The organism is Janthinobacterium sp. LS2A (assembly GCF_036543145.1).
Taxonomy (GTDB): domain Bacteria; phylum Pseudomonadota; class Gammaproteobacteria; order Burkholderiales; family Burkholderiaceae_D; genus Janthinobacterium; species Janthinobacterium aestuarii.
The window spans coordinates 319,139-337,843 of record NZ_JAZHPB010000007.1 but is presented as its reverse complement, the minus strand read 5'-3'; the positions used below and the strand labels follow the sequence as shown (position 1 = coordinate 337,843).

At 62.8% G+C, this 18,705-nt stretch carries 20 protein-coding genes; 15 read left to right on the top strand and 5 right to left on the bottom strand.

The window, feature by feature from the left end:
* Window positions 1-301: 301 nt before the first annotated feature.
* From V3C40_RS21085 to V3C40_RS21070, 4 genes are all read left to right on the top strand, one after another.
* Window positions 302-1,297, top strand: coding sequence for an RluA family pseudouridine synthase (locus V3C40_RS21085; RefSeq protein WP_331778438.1), 996 nt, complete (start codon window positions 302-304; stop codon window positions 1,295-1,297).
* A 90-nt stretch (window positions 1,298-1,387) separates the two neighbouring features.
* A complete protein-coding gene (locus V3C40_RS21080) occupies window positions 1,388-2,047 on the top strand; it encodes an HAD-IIIA family hydrolase (RefSeq protein ID WP_034754241.1) in 660 nt (219 codons plus the stop codon).
* Window positions 2,044-2,421 carry a Rieske (2Fe-2S) protein gene (locus tag V3C40_RS21075; protein ID WP_175560532.1) on the top strand — a complete coding sequence of 126 codons (378 nt, stop codon included), beginning with the start codon at window positions 2,044-2,046 and terminating at the stop codon, window positions 2,419-2,421. Before V3C40_RS21080 ends, V3C40_RS21075 begins: the two co-directional genes overlap by 4 nt.
* Window positions 2,422-2,461: 40 nt before the next feature.
* A complete protein-coding gene (locus V3C40_RS21070; protein WP_072455402.1) occupies window positions 2,462-3,463 on the top strand; it encodes a S49 family peptidase in 1,002 nt (333 codons plus the stop codon).
* 377 nt (window positions 3,464-3,840) lie between these two features.
* Here V3C40_RS21070 and V3C40_RS21065 read toward each other — a convergent pair whose 3' ends face one another.
* Window positions 3,841-4,230, bottom strand: a complete 390-nt coding sequence (locus tag V3C40_RS21065; RefSeq protein WP_072455400.1) for a hypothetical protein — start codon at window positions 4,228-4,230, stop codon at window positions 3,841-3,843.
* Window positions 4,231-4,486: 256 nt separating this feature from the next.
* On the opposite strand from V3C40_RS21065, the gene V3C40_RS21060 reads away from it, so the two are divergent.
* The 11 genes from V3C40_RS21060 (at window position 4,487) to V3C40_RS21010 (ending at window position 15,881) form a co-directional block, all read left to right on the top strand.
* Complete coding sequence (locus V3C40_RS21060; protein WP_034754110.1) at window positions 4,487-5,197, top strand: pseudouridine synthase; 711 nt, start codon at window positions 4,487-4,489, stop codon at window positions 5,195-5,197.
* 88 nt (window positions 5,198-5,285) lie between these two features.
* Window positions 5,286-6,284 carry a fumarylacetoacetate hydrolase family protein gene (locus V3C40_RS21055; protein ID WP_331778437.1) on the top strand — a complete coding sequence of 333 codons (999 nt, stop codon included), beginning with the start codon at window positions 5,286-5,288 and terminating at the stop codon, window positions 6,282-6,284.
* 139 nt (window positions 6,285-6,423) lie between these two features.
* Window positions 6,424-7,617: a flagellar biosynthesis protein FlhB gene (gene flhB / locus V3C40_RS21050; protein WP_034754106.1), complete on the top strand. Its 1,194-nt coding sequence runs from the start codon at window positions 6,424-6,426 to the stop codon at window positions 7,615-7,617.
* A complete protein-coding gene (gene flhA / locus V3C40_RS21045; protein ID WP_070303618.1) occupies window positions 7,614-9,710 on the top strand; it encodes a flagellar biosynthesis protein FlhA in 2,097 nt (698 codons plus the stop codon). The genes flhB and flhA overlap by 4 nt, the downstream gene beginning before the upstream one ends.
* Window positions 9,711-10,015: 305 nt before the next feature.
* Window positions 10,016-11,344 carry a flagellar biosynthesis protein FlhF gene (gene flhF / locus V3C40_RS21040; protein WP_034754102.1) on the top strand — a complete coding sequence of 443 codons (1,329 nt, stop codon included), beginning with the start codon at window positions 10,016-10,018 and terminating at the stop codon, window positions 11,342-11,344.
* Window positions 11,337-12,200 carry a MinD/ParA family ATP-binding protein gene (locus tag V3C40_RS21035; protein WP_034754231.1) on the top strand — a complete coding sequence of 288 codons (864 nt, stop codon included), beginning with the start codon at window positions 11,337-11,339 and terminating at the stop codon, window positions 12,198-12,200. The genes flhF and V3C40_RS21035 overlap by 8 nt, the downstream gene beginning before the upstream one ends.
* A gap of 45 nt (window positions 12,201-12,245) precedes the next feature.
* On the top strand, window positions 12,246-12,977 hold the full coding sequence (locus tag V3C40_RS21030; RefSeq protein ID WP_010400804.1) for an RNA polymerase sigma factor FliA: 732 nt from the start codon (window positions 12,246-12,248) through the stop codon (window positions 12,975-12,977).
* The gene (locus V3C40_RS21025; RefSeq protein ID WP_034754098.1) at window positions 12,959-13,705 is read left to right on the top strand and encodes a flagellar motor protein; all 747 of its coding nucleotides are present in this window, start codon (window positions 12,959-12,961) and stop codon (window positions 13,703-13,705) included. Before V3C40_RS21030 ends, V3C40_RS21025 begins: the two co-directional genes overlap by 19 nt.
* Before the next feature lie 5 nt (window positions 13,706-13,710).
* Window positions 13,711-14,505: a flagellar motor protein MotD gene (gene motD / locus V3C40_RS21020; RefSeq protein ID WP_072455728.1), complete on the top strand. Its 795-nt coding sequence runs from the start codon at window positions 13,711-13,713 to the stop codon at window positions 14,503-14,505.
* 64 nt (window positions 14,506-14,569) lie between these two features.
* Window positions 14,570-14,932: a translation initiation factor Sui1 gene (locus V3C40_RS21015; RefSeq protein ID WP_034754096.1), complete on the top strand. Its 363-nt coding sequence runs from the start codon at window positions 14,570-14,572 to the stop codon at window positions 14,930-14,932.
* 82 nt (window positions 14,933-15,014) lie between these two features.
* Window positions 15,015-15,881: a hypothetical protein gene (locus tag V3C40_RS21010; RefSeq protein ID WP_331778436.1), complete on the top strand. Its 867-nt coding sequence runs from the start codon at window positions 15,015-15,017 to the stop codon at window positions 15,879-15,881.
* Between the two features lie 118 nt (window positions 15,882-15,999).
* Here V3C40_RS21010 and V3C40_RS21005 read toward each other — a convergent pair whose 3' ends face one another.
* From V3C40_RS21005 to flgA, 4 genes are all read right to left on the bottom strand, one after another.
* The gene (locus tag V3C40_RS21005) at window positions 16,000-16,563 is read right to left on the bottom strand and encodes an FxDxF family PEP-CTERM protein (protein ID WP_072455392.1); all 564 of its coding nucleotides are present in this window, start codon (window positions 16,561-16,563) and stop codon (window positions 16,000-16,002) included.
* Window positions 16,564-16,963: 400 nt separating this feature from the next.
* Window positions 16,964-17,431: a flagella synthesis protein FlgN gene (locus tag V3C40_RS21000; RefSeq protein WP_070303619.1), complete on the bottom strand. Its 468-nt coding sequence runs from the start codon at window positions 17,429-17,431 to the stop codon at window positions 16,964-16,966.
* Window positions 17,432-17,439: 8 nt separating this feature from the next.
* Window positions 17,440-17,748, bottom strand: a complete 309-nt coding sequence (flgM, locus tag V3C40_RS20995; protein WP_034787161.1) for a flagellar biosynthesis anti-sigma factor FlgM — start codon at window positions 17,746-17,748, stop codon at window positions 17,440-17,442.
* A 111-nt stretch (window positions 17,749-17,859) separates the two neighbouring features.
* The gene (flgA, locus tag V3C40_RS20990) at window positions 17,860-18,555 is read right to left on the bottom strand and encodes a flagellar basal body P-ring formation chaperone FlgA (RefSeq protein ID WP_034754087.1); all 696 of its coding nucleotides are present in this window, start codon (window positions 18,553-18,555) and stop codon (window positions 17,860-17,862) included.
* Between the last annotated feature and the right edge of the window lie 150 nt (window positions 18,556-18,705).

Genomic DNA, 18,705 nt, shown 5'->3' with positions numbered 1-18,705 from the left:
CTTCATCAACCCGCGAGCCCGACTCGATAAGTCGCGCTAACGGGTACTTATCCTTATAATCCCACACTCACTTCAGCATCTCCACGCGTTATCCGATTACAACTACGGTGCAACCTTGATTCGCGCAGGGATGGTGCATATACATTTTTTTCCACCGAATTTGCAATTTGGCGAGGCCGGTGGAGACGCCCCTGTGTAAAATGTGCTTTTATTCTTACACTCGCAGCAGCCAGGGCCGCAGCAAAAACAATTATATATTCAAAATGAAGGACTTAGAGAGATTTCTGGGAAGACATAGTAAATGAAGAGTCAAAATGATGTTGTTCCCCCTTCAACACCCCCGGTTCAGCCGCAAGCCCAATTCGTAACGATCGCCGAGGAAGAAGCAGGCCAGCGCATCGACAACTACTTATTAAGAGTGTGCAAGGGAGTGCCTAAAAGCCACATCTACCGGATCTTGCGATCGGGAGAAGTGCGGGTCAATAAAGGCCGTATCGATCAGCTGTACCGTCTCGCCGCTGGCGACGTGGTGCGTATTCCACCCGTGCGCGTGGCCGAAAAGGCCCCTACGGGCGCGCCGGCCGCCGAATTCAAGATCATCTTCGAAGATGCGCAGCTGCTCGTCATCGACAAGCCGGCCGGCGTGGCCGTGCATGGCGGCTCGGGCGTGTCGTTCGGCGTGATCGAGCAATTGCGCGCTTCGCGCCCCGACGCCAAGTTTTTGGAACTGGTACACCGCCTGGACCGCGACACGTCCGGCCTGCTGTTGCTGGCAAAGAAACGCACGGCGCTGACCAACCTGCACGAGCAGATGCGCGACGGCGTCACCGACAAGCGCTACCTGGTGCTGGTAGCCGGCGACTGGAAGAATGCGCGCCAGCATATCAAGTTGCCATTGCACAAATATACGACGGCCGAAGGCGAGCGCCGGGTGGCCGTGCAGGCCGATGGCCTGGCGTCGCACACGGTGTTTTCACTGTTGCATAAATATCACAACTTCGCCTTGCTGGAAGCGGAATTGAAGACGGGACGCACGCACCAGATCCGCGTACACCTGTCTTCGTCCGGTTTCCCCATCGCCGGCGACGATAAATATGGCGACTTTGCCCTCAACCGTTCCCTGTTGAAGGCCGACAGCACGCGCGGCGCCCTGAAACGCATGTTCCTGCACGCGCACCAGATCACGTTTACGCATCCGGAAACGGGCAAGACGATGACCCTGAACGCACCGCTGGCTGCCGAATGCGAGCGTTTCTTGGTAAGCTTGGGCAAACCATTGGCCGTTGCCGCACGATAAGTATCCACCGCGTGCGCGCGACACTACTCATAAGGTAGTCAGTTGCCATCATTCATTCTCAAGGAGCCGGCGGCTATGCTGTCGGGAAACATGGCAAGAAAGCAATTTGATCTGATCGTCTTCGATTGGGACGGTACCCTGATAGACAGTACCTCGACCATCGTCAAGTGCATCCAGGCATCGGCCAAAGACCTTGGCTTGCCCATTCCCACCGAGTTGCTCGCTTCGCACGTGATCGGCCTGGGCTTGCAGGAAGCGATGCAGCTGGTGATGCCGGACGTGGAGCCGAAATACCATGCGCGCATGGCCGAGCGCTACCGCTATCACTACCTGTCGCGCGACCATGAGCTGACCTTGTTTCCCGGCGTACATGAGATGCTGCAGGAACTGTCGCAGCAGGCGTACTTCCTGGCGGTGGCCACAGGCAAGAGCCGTGTCGGCCTGAACCGCTCCCTGAATGCCGTCAAGCTGCTGTCCCTGTTCGATGCCACACGCTGCGCCGATGAAACGTTTTCCAAGCCCCATCCGGCCATGCTGCAGGAACTGACGCGCGAGTTGGGGCAGGATATGCGCCGTACCGTGATGATCGGCGACACCAGCCATGATTTATTGATGGCAAGCAATGCAGGCGCGGCAGGTATTGCCGTAGAGTATGGAGCGCATCCGGTGGCGCAGTTGCAAGCTTGCAATCCCCTGTATTCGGCCGCCACGGTGGCCGACCTGCATCAATGGCTGAGCGAGCACGCATGATGACTGATGTTGCGGAAGTGTTGATTTGTGCGGCCGATGCCGTGGCCGATGGTGGCAAGGGCGTGCGCTTTCCCGTCGCTGCCGGCGGCGAAGCGACTACGGGCTTTGTCGTGCGCCATGGCGGCAAGGCGTATGGCTACCTGAACCGCTGTGCCCACGTGCCGATCGAACTGGACTGGGCCGAAGGCGAGTTTTTCGAGTCCAGCGGCTTGTACCTGATGTGTTCGACGCATGGCGCCATCTATGTGCCGGAAAGCGGCTTGTGCGCGGGCGGCCCCTGCAAGGGAGGGCGCCTGCGTCCGATCGCCGTGGCCGAACGCGATGGCCAGCTGTACTGGCAACCCGACGAGTATGTCCAGCCGCTGCCGGCCTGAGGCCGGGGCAGGCTTTATTGCAATTTAAACAAAGTGAATCATGAGCGATAACACGAATGACAAGCTGGACAGTAGCGCGCCAGCCGCCGGCCACGGCGTCCCTGCGGGGAACTGGGAGCGCGACGTGCTGGAAAAGCTGGTATTTGCCACTTTGCAAGAACAACGCGCGCACCGCCGCTGGAGCATCTTTTTCAAGGTCTTCGGCCTGCTGATCGTGCTGTTCGCCCTGTGGGTGTTTTATGACTACAACACGGCCGACGACAGCGAAACCCTGGGCCGCCACACGGCCCTGATCGACATCAACGGCGCCATCGAGTCCGAAGGCAGCGGCTCGGCCGCCGTCGTCATCCCCGCGCTGGACAAGGCGTTTTCCGATAGCGGCTCCGTGGCCGTGGTGCTGCATATTAATAGTCCGGGCGGCAGTCCCGTGCAGGCCGGCATGATCGTCGACGAAATGCAGCGCCTGCGCAAGGGCTATCCGGACAAGCCTTTATATGTGGTGGTCGATGAAATGTGCGCTTCGGGCGGCTATTACATCGCGGCCGCCGCCGACCGCATCTACGTCAACAAGGCCAGCGTGGTCGGCTCCATCGGCGTGCTGATGGATGGCTTCGGCTTTACGGGCGTGATGGAAAAGGTCGGCGTCGAGCGCCGTTTGCTGACGGCGGGCGAGAACAAGGGCTTCATGGACCCGTTCAGCCCCCTGACGGAAAAGCACAAGGCGTATGCGCAAGGCATGCTCAATGAAATCCACCAGCAATTCATCGAGGTGGTGCGGGCGGGACGGGGCAAGCGCCTGAAGGAAACGGCCGATACCTTCTCCGGTTTGTACTGGACGGGCGCGAAAGCCGTGGAAATGGGCCTGGCCGACGATTTTGGCACGGTCGACAGCGTGGCGCGCGACGTCGTCAAGGCGGAAGACATCGTCGACTACACGCAGCATGAAGGCTTGCCGGAACGGGTGCTGAAAAAGTTTGGCGCCGCCATGGGCGCGGGCGCCATGAAAGCGGCCGTGCAGCAGTCACAACCGGCGTTGCGCTGAGGACATCACTCTTGGCTGGCAGGCAAGCCAATCGAGAATGATTTTCAATAAGGTGGTAAATTGGCTTGAAAATGGAGCTGCTTGGGCTATAGTGAAAGCGTAGTTCTTTTCAAGGAGGGGCGATATATCAACTATGTTGTCAGTACTAACTTGATTGGCAGGTCATGGAACTACTCGCCGCATCGCAGATGTGGTTTTGAGTGAATTTACATTCCTCACTAAAGTCCCGATGGGGCTTGGGAACGGCGGCGCAATGCCGCCGTTTCCTTTTGTGCGTCGTTCGTGCCGAATGGGCAAGTGTTGCTCGATGTTGGAGTTGGGCGTGCTGGCAAGGAAGGCATGCGAGGGCAGGGCATGGCCGGTTGGATGGGGGGCGCTCAGACGGCGCAGCCGTTGCAGTGCGCGGGCAGGGCGGTTGCCTGCCGGGACTGCGCTGCGCCGGCACTGGCGTTGGCGCCGGAACTGATCTCGGGCGCTGTGTCCACCATGACGGGCGCCGTCACGTTGTCGGTCTCCGCGTTTGCGTCCGCATCCGCGTGCGCAAAACCGCCGAGTTCCAGCCAGCACATGAAATGGCATTGCGCTTCGGCATGCCAATGCGTCTGGCTCGCTGGCGATGGCGTTGCGTCCGCATCCTGCGGCGCCGGGGCGCTGCTCCAGCGCGCCACGCCGAGTCTGACCTTGTGCATGGCCGCCTGTTCCGTAGCGATGCGCAGGCGCATGTCGGCGATGCTGCCTTGTAAGGCGATGGTATCGGTATGCTTCATACAATGTCCTTGTGAATCGTTGCTTGGTTATTATTCCTAAAGCTCGTTAGGCGGATTCCTAACGAAGTTTCAGTCTATCAATGCGATATTCCGAGCGCTTGATATTGCTCAAAGGAATTGGCCATTTATATCGAAATCTCACCTTGTACTTCAGCTCATCTGTGCATGCGCAAGGCTGGTGCGCCCTCGGCGGCCTTGCGCAGGCCGCGCGCGCGGCCGCTTCACGCTGCCAGCCGCTTCTGGTAAAGTCACGCCCATGAGTAAATTATCCCTAGACCGCATCCTGCAATCGCAGGGTTTTGGCACCCGTAAATATTGCCGTTCCCTCATCGAAGATGGCGATGTCGTTATCGATGGCGTCACCCAGACCAATTACCGCACCACCGTCGAGACCGAAGGCCTGGTGCTGCACGTGTTCGAAGAAGAGTGGGTCTACCGCGCGCACCTGTACCTGGCACTGAACAAGCCCGCCAACTTCGAATGCTCGCGCAAGCCCAGCCATCACCCAGGTGTGCTGACCCTGCTGCCGGAGCAGTTCACCTGGCGCGAAGTCCAGCCCGTCGGCCGGCTCGACCACGATACGACCGGCATGCTGCTGATGTCCGACGATGGGCCGTTTATCCATGCACAGTCGTCGCCGAAGCGCCACGTTCCCAAGATTTACCAGGCCACCACGCAGGAGCCCGTGACCGATGAACTGGTGGCCCTGTTATTGGCCGGCGTGCAATTGCACGACGAGCCGGCTCCGCTGGCGGCCCTCGTCTGCGTCAAGCGCGGCGAACACCAGCTGGAAATCGTGCTCGAGCAAGGCAAGTACCACCAGGTCAAGCGCATGCTGGCCGCCGCCGGCAACCATTGCAGCGCGCTGCACCGTTCCGCCATCGGCAGCCTGACCCTGGAATCGCTGGGCATTGCTGAAGGCGAGTGGTGCTATCTCACGCCTGAGCAAATAGCGCTGCTGGCGTAATCTCTTCCTGATCGCCAAAGCCGGGGATGTCCCGGCTTTTTGGCGTCTTTAGCCCCCTATTGCCTGCATTTGACGAAATTTCCCGCACATGAAATTAGCTACCCTGAACGATGGCACGCGCGATGGCCAGCTCGCTGTCGTCTCGCGCGACCTGAAAACGGCCCACCTGGCCGATGGCATCGCCTCGACCCTGCAAGCGGCGCTCGACGACTGGAGCTTCATCGCGCCCCAGCTCGACTTGCTGTACCAGACCATCAATAGCGGCCGCGGCCATCGCGCCTTCGAGTTCGACCCGGCCAACTGCATGGCGCCCTTGCCGCGCAGCAGCTTGCGCGTGGCCGGCGCATCCTACCTGCAGCAGATCGAGCGGGCCTGCAAGGCGGCGGGACTTGAAGCGCCCGCCAATCTGCGCGATGCGCCAAGGATGTACCAGGGCGCCAGCGACGATTTCCTCGGCGCCCACGATGCCATCATCCTGGCGCACGAGCAGTGGGGCATCGATTACGAGGCCGGCATCGCCGCCATCACGGACGACGTGGCCATGGGCTCGACGCCGGACCAGGCCCACCTGAACATCAAGCTGTTGATGCTGGTCAACGACATCACCCTGCGCAACCTGGCGCCCGACGAACAGGCCAGCGGCTACGGCTTCCTGCAAGCGAAGCCGGCCATGGCTTGCTCGCCTGTCGCCATCACGCCCGACGAACTCGGTGACGCCTGGCGCGGCGGCAAGGTGCATTACGCCTTGCGCTGCAGCCTGAATGGCAAATTGACGGGCCAGCCGAACGCGGGCGCCGACATGGCGTTCAATTACCCGCAATTGCTCGCCCATCTGTGCCAGACGCGCAACGCGCGTGCCGGCAGCGTGGTCAGTGCGGGCGGCGTCGCCAACAAGGAAGTCAAGAAGGGATTTTCCAGTATCGTTGAGCGACGTAACCAGGAGATGATCGCCGATAGCGTCGCCAGCACGCCGTATCTGCTGTTTGGTGATGTTGTTCGCCTGGAAATGCTGGGTGATGACGGGAAGTCCCTGTTTGGCGCGATCGAGCAGACCGTGAAGCAGGCGGAAGCCAGGAAGTCCCGCTAAGGTTTCTGAGGAGCAAAGGAAATGCAGGGGATTTGTCCCCCTGTTCCCCCGATGGCAACAAGGTACTTGACTCGATAATGCTCCATGCCCAGTCCGTATTGCGCCTAGCCAGGCTGCAGGACTTCACCGGAGTTGATTGATGTCGGAAGACAGCGACGCAGAAAAGACCGAAGCCGCGTCACCGAAGCGCCTCGAGCAGGCGCGTGAGGAAGGCGACGTTCCGCGATCGCGTGAAGTGGCCACGTTTACGGTGTTGATGGCGTCCGGCTGCTGCCTGTGGTTTGCCGGCGACGCCATCGTGCGGCGGCTGACTGCTGTCATGGTTTCCGGGCTGACGCTGGACCGGGAGCAGATACTCAATCCCGACGCGATGATGTTGCGCATCGGCTATGACGTGGGCTCGGTCTTGCTGACCTGCCTGCCGTACGCCGCGGCCATCATGCTTGTCGCCCTGGCCTCGCCCGTGCTGGTGGGCGGCTGGCTGTTCAGCTCCAAGGCGTTCACCCCCAATTTTGGCAAGCTCAATCCGATTCGCGGCCTGGGCAATATGTTTTCGAAGAATGCGCTGGTGGAGCTGCTCAAGGCCATTGCCAAGACCCTCGTCGTTGGCGTCGTCGCCTGGATGGTGATGCAGCATCAAAAGGATGCCGTGCTGGGCCTGTCGGTGGAATCCTTGCGCGCCGGTTCGGCCCATTTGATCAGCCTGCTGATCACGGCCTTTTTGCTGATCGTGGGCGCCCTGGGCCTGATCGCCGCCATCGACGGTCCGTACCAGATGTGGCACTACGCTAACAAGATGAAAATGACCTTGCAGGAAGTCAAGCAAGAGTCGAAGGAGTCGGACGGCAATCCGCAGATCAAGGCGAAGATACGCCAGATGCAGCATGAAATGTCGCGCCGCCGCATGATGGCCGACGTGCCGACGGCCGACGTGGTGGTAACCAATCCTACGCACTACGCCGTGGCCTTGAAGTATGGCGAGAATTCGCGCGGCGCACCGCAGGTGGTGGCCAAGGGCATCGACGAAGTGGCGGCGAAGATCCGCGAACTGGCCGGCGAACACAAGGTCGCCATCCTAGAAGCGCCGGCCCTGGCGCGCGCGCTGTACAAGCACACGGACATCGGCGACGAGATTCCCGAGGCGCTGTACGGCGCCGTGGCCGAAGTGCTGGCCTACGTGTTCCAGCTGCGCAGCTACGGCAGCGGCCACGGCGAGCGCCCCGACAAGCCGAAAAAACTCGATGTCCCGCCCGAGCTCGACCCGCTCGACCCCGCATCGCAGACCAAACCCGCAGCAGACGCGGCAGACAAGAATAAAGGAAGCACACCATGAACGGCCTGACCATGCCAGCCTGGCTCAGCGGATTGAAAGGCAACGCCAGCAAGGGCCTCGCCGCGCCGATCATCATCATCATGCTGCTGGCGATGATGGTGCTGCCGCTGCCCGCCTTCATCCTCGACATCTTCTTCAGCTTCAATATCGCACTGTCCATCATCGTGCTGCTGACGGCGCTGTACACGGTCAAGCCGCTCGACTTCATGGCGTTCCCGACCATTTTGCTCGTGTCGACCATGCTGCGCCTGTCGCTGAACGTGGCATCCACGCGCGTGGTGCTGACGGAAGGCCATACGGGTGCCGACGCGGCCGGTAAAGTGATTGAAGCGTTCGGTCACTTCCTGATCGGCGGCAACTTCACGGTCGGTATCGTGGTCTTCATTATTTTGACGATCATTAACTTTACCGTCGTGACCAAGGGTGCGGGCCGTATCGCCGAGGTGGGCGCCCGCTTCGCGCTGGACGCCATGCCTGGTAAACAGATGGCCATCGATGCCGACCTGAACGCCGGCCTGATCGGCGAAGACGAAGCGCGCCGCCGCCGCACGGAAGTGGCGCAGGAAGCGGAATTCTATGGCGCCATGGACGGTGCCAGCAAATACGTGCGCGGCGACGCCATCGCCGGCATCATGGTGACCGTCATCAATATCGTCGGCGGCTTGCTGGTGGGCTTGCTGCAGCACGACATGGGCTTTGCCGACGCACTCAAGAACTACACCTTGCTGGCCATCGGTGACGGCCTGGTGGCGCAGATTCCTTCGCTGATCATATCCACGGCGGCCGGTATCGTTGTCTCGCGCGTGGCCAGCGAACAGGACATCGGCACCCAGCTGGTGGGCCAGCTGTTTGCGAAACCGCAAGTGCTGTATATTACCGCCGGCATCATCGGCGGCATGGGCTTGATCCCCGGCATGCCGAACATGGTCTTCATCCTGCTGGCCTCGCTGCTGGCCGGCTCCGCCTATTTGATCAGCAAGAAGCGCACGCAGGAAAAAGAAGCGGCCGAGAAACCGGCCGAAGCGCCGCAGGCGACCGTGGCGCCCGAGCAGGAAGAAGCGAGCTGGCAAGACATCATGCCCGTCGACACCCTGGGCCTGGAAGTGGGTTATCGCTTGATTCCCCTGGTCGACAAGACGCAGGGCGGCGAATTGCTCAAGCGTATCAAGGGCATCCGCAAGAAATTTGCCCAGGAAGTGGGTTTCCTGGCGCCGCCCGTGCATATCCGCGACAACCTGGAATTGAAGCCGTCCGCCTACCGCATCACCTTGAAAGGCGTGGAAGTGGGCGTGGGCGAAGCGTTCAACGGCCAGTTCCTGGCCATCAACCCCGGCATGGCCAGCGGCACCTTGCCGGGCCTGGCCACGAGCGACCCCGCTTTCGGCTTGCCGGCTACCTGGATCGATGCCAGCCTGCGCGACCAGGCCCAATCGATGGGCTACACGGTCGTCGATGCGGGCACCGTGGTGGCCACGCACTTGAACCATTTGATCACCTCGCATGCGTCCGAGCTGCTGGGCCGCGCGGAAGTGCAGTCGCTGCTCGACCACCTGGGCAAGGATGCGCCGCGCCTGGTGGAAGACCTGGTGCCGAAGATGCTGTCGCTGTCGGCTCTGCAAAAAGTGCTGCAGAACCTGCTGGCCGAGGGCGTGCACATCCGCGACATGCGCACCATCATCGAAACCCTGGCCGAGTACACGGTCAGCACGCAAGACCCGAACGAGCTGACGGCGCTGGTGCGCGTGTCCCTGGGCCGCGCCATTGTGCAGCAACTGTTCCCCGGTGCGGCCGAGCTGTCCGTGATGACGCTCGACAGCCGCCTGGAGCGTTTGCTGATGCAGGCGATGGGCAATGGCGGCGACGGCGCCGGCATCGAGCCGGGCCTGGCCGACACCATCGCCCACCAGGCGGGCCTGGCTGCCCAGCAGCAGGAAGCGCTGGGCCTGACACCAGTGCTGCTGGTGCCAGCGCCGCTGCGCGCCCTGCTGTCGCGCTTCCTGCGCCGCGCCTTGCCTCAACTCAAAGTGCTGTCGCATGCGGAAGTGCCGGAAACCAAGACGATCCGCGTCACGGCGCTGGTGGGTGCGCAGTAGTTATCTTCATTAGCATCGGGGTCAAACCCCCGCTAGCGTTAGCGCGGAGCTTTGCGTTAGCGTCAGTGGGGGTCTGACCCCAGCAGTTGCTTTTGGTCAAAAAAAACATCAATTTCCTCCCGGCAAACTGAATAACGGGTACTTTCCCGTCCTGTTCCTTCGATCGTTTCCTGCAAGCATCGCTAATAATGGAAACTGTCCGAGTGATCTGTGTCCATGTGGAAGACAGCACTCAAGCAACAGGAGTCGATGATGGTCACACAGTTCAGCCAATATTGCGCCACCCCCGCCTTGGGAGGCCGGTCATGAATGTGAAGAAATTTACGGGCGCCTCGTCGCGCGATGCGCTGCGCAAGGTGCGCGAAGCGCTGGGCCCCGATGCCGTGATCCTGTCGAACCGCCAGGCCGATGGCGTGGTGGAAATCCTCGCGCTGGCCAATGACGATGCCGCTTCGCTGGCGTCGCCGCCGGCCGCGTCCGAAATGGCCCAGCCCCGTCCCCAGTTGCAGACCCAGTTCGCCACGCCGCAGCGTCCGGCCGCCCCGGCCCAGCGCCCGGCTGCGCCCCGTCCTGCCGCGCCGCGCCAAGCTGCCTCCGAGCCAGTGGACATGGCCCGCATGCAGCAGATGATGGCCAGCGCGCTGGCGCACGTCAAAGAGAACGCCGCCGCCGAGATGAGCGGCATGATGAATGAAATCCGCGCCATGCGCGGCATGATGGAAACCCAGCTGGCGGAAATTTCGTGGGGCTCGACGCAGCAGCGCGAGCCGCAAAAAGCCGTCGTGCTGCGCGAAATGCTGGCCGCCGGCTTTTCCGCCAGCCTGGCGCGCTATCTGATCGACAAGCTGCCCGCCGGCCTCGACGGTGCGCAAAGCATGCGCTGGATCAAGACCGTCCTCAGCCGCAACCTGAACACGGTGGCCAATGAAGACGCCATGCTGGAGCAGGGCGGCGTGTTTGCCCTGGTGGGCCCGACCGGTGTCGGCAAGACCACCAGCACGGCCAAGCTGGCGGCCCGCTGCGTGATGCGCCACGGCCCGGAAAAGCTGGCCCTGATCACCACCGATGCCTATCGTATCGGCGCGCATGAGCAACTGCGCATCTACGGCAAGATCCTCGGCGTGATGGTGCATTCCGTGAAGGATGAAGCGGACTTGCGCATCGCCTTGAAAGAATTGAAGAACAAGCACACGGTGCTGATCGATACGGTGGGCGTGAGCCAGCGCGACCAGATGGTGACGGAACAGGTGGCCATGCTGTCGGGCGCCGGCGCGGACGTGAAGCGTTTGCTGTGCCTGAACTCCACGGCGACCCAGGAAACCCTCAACGAAGTGGTGCGCGCCTATCAGGGCAGCGGCCTGGCCGGCTGCATCATGACCAAGCTCGATGAAGCGGCGTCGATCGGCAACGTGCTCGACGTGGTGATCCGCCAGAAGCTGAACCTGTTCTATGTGTCGAACGGCCAGCGCGTGCCGGAAGACCTGTACCTGGCCGACCGTGGCTACCTGATCGACCGCGCCTTCAAGCTCAAGCGCGACTCGGCGGCCACGCAGTTTTCCGATGCCGAACTGCCGCTCCTGATGGCGCAGGCGGCCGCCCGCAACAATGAAGCGCGCGGGGTGCACCTTGGCTAATTTCGATTTCGACCAGGCCGAAGGCTTGCGCCGCATGCTGGCCGGCCCGCAGCCGCGCGTCATGACGTTTCTCTCGGCCACGCCGCAGGACGACAAGGGCGCCATGCTGGTCAACCTGGGCGCTTCGCTCGTCTACGGCGGCAATGACGTGCTGCTGCTTGACGCCAGCGGCGGCAGCGATGGCGTGGCCGCGCGCCTGGGACTGGCGCACGGCGCCAGCCTGCGCGACGTGGCGCGCCAGCAGTGCGGCTTGAACCAGGTCATCCACCAGGTGCCGCAAGGTTTTGGCGTGGCCAGCCTGGGCGCGCGCAACCACCTGATGGACAGCATGGACTATGCGGGCGAGGAGGAATTGCGCCGCCTGGGCAAGACTTTCGACGTGCTGGCGCGCCGGAGCGGCATCGTGCTGGTCGACGGCGTCGTGGCAGACGAGGGCGCCTGTTTCCCCGTGCCCTTGATGGCGTCGTCCGATATCGTCGTGCAAGTGTCGACCAGCGCCACCTCGATCAAGGCGGCGTACTGCCTGATCAAGCGCCTGAGCCAGGAACTGGGACGCCGTCCGTTCGGCATTCTCGTCACCGGCGCTTCCGAATCCGAAGCAAAAGTGGTATACGATAATATGGCACAGGCGGCGAGCCGTTACCTGGCCGTGAAGCTGACGTCGATGGGTTCGGTGCCTGCCGATGAGTATCTGCACCGCGCGGCGCGCCTGGGCCGCAGCGTGGTCGATGCGTTTCCGCTGGCCGGCGCCTCGGTGGCGTTTCGCGGACTGGCCGAGCGGCTGGCCCGTTCGGCGGCGCCCGTGCTCGGCGGCACCTTGTACCAGACGGGGAGCCCGCACCAGTTCAGCGCCTGAAGCCAACCGTAGCACCAGATAAGATGAGAAAACAATAAGCAGCCTATGTACACGGTCAAAGGGAAATCGAACAAGGACTATTTGCTGACGGAGCACATTCCGCTGGTGAAGCGTCTGGCGCACCATATGAAGGCGAAATTGCCGCCTTCGGTCGAGGTCGATGACCTGATCCAGGCCGGCATGATCGGCCTGCTCGATGCCATCAGCCGCTATGAAGAGACGCATGGCGCGCAGTTCGAGACGTATGCCGTGCTGCGCATCCGCGGCGCCATGCTCGACGAATTGCGCACCAGCGACTGGCTGCCGCGCAGCATGCGCCAGAACATGCGCAAGATCGAAGAGGCGATGAGCACCTTGCAGCAGCGCCTCGGCCATCCACCGACAGAGTCGGAAGTGGCGAAACTGCTCAAGATGTCGCTGGCCGACTACCAGGAAATGCTGGGCGACGGCGGCGGCCACCAGCTCGTGTACTACGAAGACTTTCATGACCCGGACGGCAATGACAGCTTCCTCGACCGCCATTGCGTGGACGAGGACAGCGACCCCTTGCGTTCCCTGCTCGATACCGATTTCCGGCAATCCGTGATCGATGCCATCGACGCGCTGCCACCACGCGAGAAAATACTCATGGGCCTGTATTACGAAGAAGAGCTGAACCTGAAGGAGATCGGCGCGGTGATGGGCGTATCCGAATCGCGCGTCTCGCAGCTGCATACCCAGGCCGTCGCGCGCCTGCGCGCAACCTTGAGGGAGCAGGCGTGGACTGGTCCAGCGTAATCGGGCTGGCGCTGGCGCTGGCTGGCCTCCTGGTCGGCCAGGCACTGGAGGGCGGCAAGATGGCCTCCCTGCTGCAGCCGGCCGCCTTTGCCATCGTGGTCATCGGCACTTTCGGCGCCGTGCTGCTGCAAACGCGGCTGCGCACTTTCGTGCGCGGTCTGGAAATGCTGCGCTGGGTCTTCCTGCCGCCAGCCGACACGCGCGCCGCGCTGGCGCGCGACATCGGGCAATGGAGCTTGACGGCGCGCCGCGACGGCCCGCTGGCGCTCGAGCGCCTGATGGAAAACACGGCCGACCGCTTCAATGCCAAGGGCTTGCGGATGATCGTGGACGGCATCGCGCCCGACAAGCTGCGCCAGCTGCTCGACGTGGAAATCTCGGCCTACGAAATGGCCGAACGCCAGGCCGTCAAGGTGTGGGAATCGGCGGCCGGCTATTCGCCCACCATCGGTATTCTGGGCGCCGTGCTGGGCCTGATCCACGTGATGGAAAACCTCACCGATCCAAGTAAATTAGGCAGCGGCATCGCCGTGGCCTTCGTCTCCACCATCTACGGCGTGGGCCTGGCCAACCTGCTGTTCCTGCCGGTGGCGAATAAACTCAAGGCCATCGTCTCGCGCCGCGTGCTGCAGTACGAAATCACAGCCGCCGTGCTGTACGACATCGCCACGGGCGACCACACGCGCATCATCGAAGAGCGCGTGTCCAGCCTGCTGCACGAGCACTGACCATGATGCGGCGCGCGCGCAGGAAGTATGACGAGGAACCGGACAACCAGGACCGCTGGCTGATCTCGTACGCCGACTTCATCACCCTGCTGTTCGCCTTCTTTGTCGTGATGTACGCCATTTCTCAAGTCAACGAAGGCAAGTACCGCGTCTTCCAGAACGCCATCGGCCAGGCCTTCAGCCTGGAAAAGGGCGCGCCGCCCATCATCATGGAAGCGCCCCAAGCGATCCCGCTGCCGAATCCCGCCCTGAAACGCCGCACGGAAGCCATCCGCCGCGAGCGTGAACACATGACGCGCCTGGCGCAGGACTTGACGTCGACCCTGGCGCCGCTGGTCAAGGAAGGCAAGGTGCGGGTCACGCAGACGAGCCGCGGCGTGAGCGTGGAAATCAATGCCAGCGTGCTGTTCGACCCGGGCGCGGCGCGCCTGACGGCTGAGTCGGACCAGGCCCTGCGCGCCGTCGCCGTGCTGCTCAAGGACGATACGCACGACGTCCAGGTGGAAGGGCATACGGACGTGCAGCCGATCAGCAATTCCAACTTTGCCTCGAACTGGGAATTGTCGGCCGCGCGCGCCAGCGCCGTGGTGCGCCTGTTCATTGCCAGCGGCGTCAAGGCGTCGCGCCTGACGGCCGTCGGTCACGCCGACAATATCCCCGTGGCGCCCAATGAAACGGCGGAAGGGCGCGCGCGCAACCGCCGGGTCGCCGTGACGATCCTCTCGGGCATCCCGGAAACGGTGACGGAAGTGCCGACAGCGCCCGTGGCGCCGGCACCGGCACCTGCTCCGGCCAACTGACGGTCGTCAACTGCGGGCCGCCGCTTGGTACAATCGCGGCCTTCTTTCTTTTTATTTCTCCATCATGAAAAGCAGCTCCCAGGGCGGTCTCGTCTATTCCACCGAAACGGGCCGCATGTGTCCGGCCTGCCGCCAGCCGCTGGCGCAATGCGCGTGCAAGGCGCAAGCCAAGGCGGCGCCGGCGGGCGACGGCGTGGTGCGCGTGTCGCGCCAGACCAAGGGCCGCGGCGGCAAGAGCGTCACCGTGGTCAAGGGCTTGCCGCTGGACGCCATCGCGCTGGCCCTGCTGGGCAAGCAGCTGCGCACGCAGTGCGGCTCGGGCGGCACGGTCAAGGATGGCGTGATCGAAGTGCAGGGCGACCATGTCGACACCATTCTTGCCGCGCTGACCAGGCTGGGCCACCAGCCGAAAAAGGCTGGCGGCTAGCCGGGGCGCGTGCGAGCGGAGGCGTGCGGCCCGCTGCCATGCGCCTGTGGTAACGTGCATTTCCTTTTATGCGCCACCTCATATGAATAACAAACTGACCGGTATCGCCATCGCCGCTGCCATCGCGGCAGTGCTGGCGGTCGTGTACTGGCCCGCGCCCGATGGCGGCGTACCGGACGCTGCCGCCACTGCCGCCACTGCCGCCGCCAGCGCGCCGCCTGGGCGCAGCCTGGCATCGTATTTGAATATCGATGCCACCCCGGCCGCCGATGCCGCGCCCGTTGTCGTGTCCCTGGCGCAGCGGCTCGAACGCCTGAGCGCCAGCGGCAAGCCGGAAGACGCGTATGCGGCCTATAACCTGATCGACGACTGCATCGTTTTTCAGCGCGAAAGCCGCTTGCCGGGGATGGAATTCGAGCTGGGACGCGAGATGACGGCGGAAGAAAAAGCAGCCCAGCAGCAGTTGTGCGCGGGCATGACGCAGCGCCAGCGCGAGGATCGCCTCGGCTACCTGGCCACTGCCGCGCAAGGCGGCGTGCCGGGCGCGGCCACCCTGTTCCTGTCGGAAGGCCCGTTCGGCGACCGCAGCGCGCTGCGCAACCGTCCCGACGATCCGCTGGTGCAGGCCTGGAAGCGGCAAGCGATCGCCCAGCTGACGGCACAGGCGGACGCGGCGGAACTGACCAGCGTGTCGACCCTGATGATGGCTTACCTGCGCGATGGCGACGTGGTGCAGAAGGACGCGCCGCAAGCGTATGGCTACCTGCTGGCCCTGCGCATGGTCTACAACGACATCCTCACGCCAGGCACGACGAACCCTTACCAGGATGAATACTGGCACTGGCTGCAAAACGAGCTGACGCCGGAACAGCAGGCCGCCGCCCTCACCAAGGCGAATGGCATCGCCGCGAAATTCCGCCAGCATACGGGCCGGCCCGCGCACGGTTGAGTGCGTAGGCCTGCCCCTGCCTGGGCTGGCCCGTGCAGAGGCCAGCCCGTGCGTGGAACCGCTGCGCCTGCCCCGTGTCTGCCAGCTACGGCAGTGCTTGCAGGCGCCCCGATGCCGATCAGGCAGCCATCTTGCGGCGCCGTATGCTATACCCGATCAGGCCCAGTCCCGCCAGCAGCATGCCATAGGTTTCCGGTTCCGGTACGGCCGTGGTGATGGAAATGTCCAGCACGGAATCACGCACGCCGATGCCGCTTGCCACCAAGGTGTAGGTGCCAGGTCCCAGCAGGCCGTCGAAGGTCGAATGGGCAAACGCGCCCAGCACGCCGGTGAAGGTATCCGATTGCACCAGGTTATTGCTGGAGTCGAACAGGTCAATGTTGACGCCAGTCAGGCGGGGACCGAAGTCGTTGGCGCCCGTGACCAGCCAGGCCGCGTTGCCCGTGAACGACTGCACGCCGGCGCCGACCGTAAACGTGGTCGTTTGCAGCAGCGAGCCGCGCTCCGTCGTGAAGGTGTCGACGAACAAGGTGTCTTGCGCCAGCAGCGGCGTGGCCACCACGGCGGTCGATACGAGGTGGTTATAGAACACGGCTTGCGTTTCGGCCTGCGCGACCGGCGCCAGCAGGGTGCAGCCGAGCAGCAGCGCCGCGCCAGCCTTGCTTACTGAGAGAGAGTTCATATCATGCTCCTGTGTACTTGCGATTGAGGTGGTGTGCGTCGTGGCGCAGCGCAAAAGCGCAGGCTGGGGCGTGAAATGGATCAGCTATGCCTGCGGGAACGAAGTTCGTGTCGGCGAGGAAAGTCCCACCTGGAGATGTACGGCGTACGCCAGGGATTAGCATATAGTCATCACCTGTCTCAAGTTTGAGCATGCTCAAACGTGCGGCGTCAAAAAGGGCTTGTGTTGTTTCTGCGTGCGGTGTTGTGGGGGGAATGCGGACGCGCTGGCACCGCCGCAGTCTCCCTGGAGGGAGCGACACGGCGATGATGTTCTCGATGGCAGCCGTATGGGTGCCGCTGCTGGGGACGGCGTCAGGCGTGCAGCAATGGCTTCTTGCTGGGGTGAAACGGGAAGACGCTTAGCCGATGACGACGCGCCGGCTGGCCGGGTTCGACATCGGTTGGCCGCTCGGGCCGTAGAAATTGCCGCTTTGGGCCGTGGGGCGCATGGCGTTCAGGGCGCCTTGCGTGTGCAGCATGTGTTTGTTGACCAGCAGGCTGTTCAGCCGGTTCTGTTCCTTCGCTTCGCGCGTCGTCTCGAGCAGGGCTTTCCACAGGGGCGCCGCCTCGGCTTCGCTGGCGCTGACCAGCCAGTCTTCCATGCCCGCTTCGGCGGCGGTAAAGCCTGCTGCCGCCAGCGCCTGGTGGCGTTGCGCCGCCAATTGGCTCAATTGTCCTACGAGTGCCGTCTTGCGCACCGTGAGCTCCGTGATTGCATCGATGTCAGCGGCAACCAGATGCCGCTGTTCTTCTTTCATCAATGCCAGCAATGTGGTCATGAGCTGTTGCTCGTCGCGCAGGCTGGAAAACGGAGTCACTGATTGCATGAGAGAACCTATCTATTTCGTGAGTGCAGCAAGTCCTTGACTGTGTCGAGGAGACCGTCCGCCACTTTTTCAGAGTTGACCTGGAACTGGCCGTCGGCGATCGCCAGCTTGATGCGTTCGACTTTTTTCGTGTCGAACACGGCGCCGCTGCCGGCAGTTGCACTGGCCGCTAATGCCTGTCCTTGCGGCGACAGGCGTACATTGTCCGACGTCGTCGGTGTTGCCTGGGCTTTCTCGGCATTCCGGGCGCCGGAGGTACTCGCGGGCGCCACCGGCAGGCCGGGATTGCTTTTAATGGTGTTATCGGTAATTTTCACAGCGTGATCCTCGTCTGGTCGAAGTCAAAAAACTCCGGGATATGTGTCATTATCGGCACCTTCTTCCGAAACTTTAGTGCGCCAGACCACAATATCGCTGTCCATCCGGGTTTAAAAGGCGACCTCCACCAAGCCGCCCGCGCGCGCCACGCCGCTGATCTGCTGCCCGCTCTGCGTGCGCACCTGCACCGTCTGGCCATCGCCTGCGCTGCCGATGGCGCGTCCTTCTGATGCCACCTGGAAACCGTTGCCACTGGAAACGACACGCACCAGCTGGCCCTGCATCACCACCGGCTTGCGGCGCAGGGTGTCGAGGCGCATCGGCGTGCCTGGTGGCAAGGAAATATTCGTGCTCGCCCCTACTACCTGGGCCATGTCCGTGGCGATACCTGCCGGCAATGCGGCCAGGTCGCCCTGCATCGTCACCAGCTGGCTGGCGTCGATGGCTTGTCCTTGCGCCAGCGGCACGGCGCTGGCCACGTAGTCGCCCACGACGGCCACGTTCGCCTGCAAATAGATAGTCCAGCTGGAGGGCGCCGTGCAGCGCACGCCGACGGTGGTCTTGCCCCAGGCGCGCGCGCCCGGTGCCATGAACGCTTGCGGCGCGGGGCAGGCAGCCAGGTTCAGGCGCGGATCGACGGCGCCGACGGTGATGGTTACCTTGCCCGGCAAGCCATTGCTTTGCACTTGCAGGAATTGTTCCACGCTGTTGCGCAGCGCTTCCGGCGTTTGCCGGCCGGCGTTTTGCGCCTGGGCCAGCAGTGGCAGGGCGGCAAGAGCGAAGAGGAAAGCAAGCGGTGTTTTCATGGTGATAGGCCTCTGGAATACTGCCATGATAGTGGGCGCGGCCCCGTTCGAAGCGCCGATTAAGGGGTAAAAGTACGGTCTGATCCGGCGATGGTCTTGCTGGTGGGCACCGTACTATGTTTCCTGTCATCACTATACCGCCATCCTTCC